Source organism: Caballeronia sp. M23-90, from assembly GCF_053574605.1.
The window spans coordinates 1-2,943 of record NZ_JBSIPA010000632.1; the positions used below are offsets into that span (position 1 = coordinate 1).

Genomic DNA, 2,943 nt, shown 5'->3' on the forward strand with positions numbered 1-2,943 from the left:
TGCCGCGAGCAAGGTGGCGAGCGCGTCGGCGGTGGACAACATCGGCTGGCGTAATGCGGCGGGCGTGGTGGACATCGGCAGGATGAGTTAGTGACCGTGAAATGGACGACGCAAATGGACGACGCAAAAAAAGCGCCGCATCCGAAGGACTTATATTGTAGCCAGAAGCGTCCGGCCGCTTGCACCCTATCCGGGGCCATAGACCATCCGGACAAGTCGTCGAAGCAACCGCAACGCGGCCGCGTCCCATCCGCGCGCCCCGGCCTCGGTGATACACTCGCACGACACTTTCAGACTTCTCCCCTATGAAATTCTGCTCCGTCTGCGGCCACGAAGTTAGCCTGCTTGTCCCTCCCGGCGACAACCGCGAACGTTTCGTCTGCGGCAACTGCGGCACGGTGCATTATCAGAATCCGCGCAACGTGGTCGGAACCGTCCCTGTCTGGGACGACAAGGTTCTGCTGTGCCGCCGCGCGATCGAACCGCGCTACGGCTTCTGGACGCTGCCGGCGGGTTTCATGGAAATGAACGAGACGACCAGCGAAGGCGCCTCGCGCGAGACGCTGGAAGAGGCCGGCGCACGCGTCGAGATCCAGAGCCTCTTCACGCTGCTGAACGTGCCGCATGTGCATCAGGTGCATCTGTTTTATCTGGCGCGTTTGCTCGATCTGGATATCGATGCCGGCGAGGAAAGCCTCGAAGTGAAACTCTTCGATGAAAGCGAGATTCCCTGGGACGAAATTGCGTTCCCGACCGTCGGCCAGACGCTGCGCTTCTTTTTTGCCGATCGCGCCGCCGGCACCTATTCGCTGCACACCGGCGACATCTTCCGCTCACTGCGCGAAGGCTGAGCGCCGCCCCGCATCATGGTTCCATGGCTCGCATCCGACGATCCGTTTCCGCCCGTCGAGCGCGCACTCGGCGAGGCGAGCGGCGCGCCCGGTTTGCTCGCGGCGAGCGCCGAATTGCAAAGCTCACGTTTGATCGATGCCTATCAGCACGGAATTTTCCCCTGGTATTCCGATGGCCAGCCCGTCCTCTGGTGGAGCCCGGACCCCCGCATGGTCCTGATCCCGGATGAATTCAAGGTCTCGGATTCACTTCGCAAGACGCTGCGGCGGGTGTTAAAGGACGCAGCGTGGGAAATTCGCGTTGATCACGATTTTGCCGGCGTGATGCGCGCGTGCGCGCAGACGCCGCGTGAAGGCCAGCGCGGCACGTGGATCACGGCGGACATCGTGGAGGCGTATTCGTCGTTACACCGCGACGGACGCGCGCACAGCATTGAAAGCTGGTTCGAGGGCAGGCGCGTGGGTGGTCTTTACGGCGTGTCGTTCGGGCGGATGTTTTTCGGCGAATCGATGTTCGCGCACCGCACTGATGCATCAAAAATCGCGCTCGCGGCACTCGTCGGACACTTGCGCCACCATAAAATAGAGATGATAGACTGCCAGCAGAACACGTCGCATCTGGCCTCGCTTGGCGGGCGCGAGATCACGCGGAAGGTGTTTCTGCGACATTTGCGCCACGCCGTGTTCGAGCCGCCGATTCCCTGGCAGTTCGACAAGTCGGCACTGCTCGCCACGCTTGGGGTCAATGCGGAAAGCTGAGAGCGCCCGAGCCAATCGCGACGGCAAGACAATTCAACGCAGGATCGAGTATTTCGAACACAGTGCCTTGTTTGGCCGGCAACGTCAGTCCGGCAACACAACGAGGCGACAGACGTTTAGAACGAGAGCTGCCAACGTGACTCACCCCAATGAGCTGCCGCTTTCACCGCTTTCGGCGTTGCAATTCTATGCAACGGCGCCGTATCCCTGCAGCTACCTCGACGGGCGCATCGCCCGCTCGCAGGTGGCGACGCCCAGTCACCTGATCAACTCCGACGTCTACACCGAACTCGTCAAGGCCGGCTTCCGGCGCTCGGGCGTGTTCACGTACCGGCCTTATTGCGACGGTTGCCGGGCGTGCGTGCCGGTGCGTGTGCCTATCGATGGATTCAAGCCCAACCGCACCCAGCGGCGCGTCTGGAAACAGCACGGCGACCTGGTGGCGAGTGTGGCTCCGCTTCACTACGACGAAGAACATTACGCGCTCTACATGCGCTATCAGTCGGCGCGGCACGCGGGCGGCGGCATGGATCGCGACAGCCGCGACCAGTACGAGCAATTCCTGCTGCAAAGCCGGATCAATTCGCGCCTGGTGGAATTTCGCGAGCCGGCGGCGCCGGTCGAAGCTGCCGCGAGCACGGAAAGCGACGACGGCAAGCCCAACGACGATCCACCCGCGAAAGGCGTGCTGCGCATGATCAGCATGATCGACATCCTGGGTGACGGCTTGTCTTCGGTGTACACGTTCTTCGAGCCGGACATGCCGCACACGAGCTTCGGCACCTACAACATCCTGTGGCAAATCGAGCAGGCGCGCAGCCTCGACCTGCCTTTCGTGTACCTTGGCTACTGGATTCGCGAGAGCGAAAAGATGGCATACAAGGCGAATTTCCGGCCATTAGAAGGATTGATCGATGGCCGCTGGGATCTGCTCGATCCCCTTACAATGCACTCCGCCGGAACGCCGCCGATGCCCGGCAAGATGGCCGCTGACAAACCGCGTCGCTAACGGCGGCACGCGCCGGGTTACTGCCAGGTCCGCCCCAAACGGTTTTTTCCGCGAAATTCAACGTTCCGACACAGCTTTTCGGCCGTCGCCATTAAAGCCGTTAAAATGGCGCGTCTCAATTTTTGCCGTTCCGGCCTCTCCTCGTGTTCAGTTCCCTCTACCCGCTTGCCCGCGCGCAACTTTTTCGCATGGATGCGGAAGATGCCCACCATCTGACGTCCGCGTTTTCGAAACTAGCTGGAAGGGTGCGCAAGTGAGCGCCTGGGTCGAGCATCCTCTGTTTCTCACAGACGACACGTCGCTTCTCGGGAAGTGGGCTAGCTA

3 protein-coding genes and 1 pseudogene are annotated in these 2,943 nt (G+C 61.4%); all 4 read left to right on the forward strand.

Features of this window, described 5'->3' with window-relative positions; genetic code table 11:
- Positions 1-305 precede the first annotated feature (305 nt).
- Positions 306-851: an NUDIX hydrolase gene (locus ACRXB1_RS33835; RefSeq protein WP_061999564.1), complete on the forward strand. Its 546-nt coding sequence runs from the start codon at positions 306-308 to the stop codon at positions 849-851.
- Positions 852-866: 15 nt separating this feature from the next.
- Positions 867-1,610, forward strand: coding sequence for a leucyl/phenylalanyl-tRNA--protein transferase (aat, locus tag ACRXB1_RS33840; RefSeq protein WP_449494511.1), 744 nt, complete (start codon positions 867-869; stop codon positions 1,608-1,610).
- A gap of 136 nt (positions 1,611-1,746) precedes the next feature.
- A complete protein-coding gene (locus ACRXB1_RS33845) occupies positions 1,747-2,619 on the forward strand; it encodes an arginyltransferase (protein WP_449494512.1) in 873 nt (290 codons plus the stop codon).
- A gap of 143 nt (positions 2,620-2,762) precedes the next feature.
- A pseudogene (locus ACRXB1_RS33850) lies at positions 2,763-2,864 on the forward strand (quinone-dependent dihydroorotate dehydrogenase); the annotation flags it as partial.
- Positions 2,865-2,943: the final 79 nt, after the last annotated feature.

Coding starts and splice junctions, on each gene's coding strand:
- aat (WP_449494511.1), top strand. CDS start 867: ATGGTTCCATGGCTCGCATCCGACGATCCGTTTCCGCCCGTCGAGCGC.
- ACRXB1_RS33835 (WP_061999564.1), top strand. CDS start 306: ATGAAATTCTGCTCCGTCTGCGGCCACGAAGTTAGCCTGCTTGTCCCT.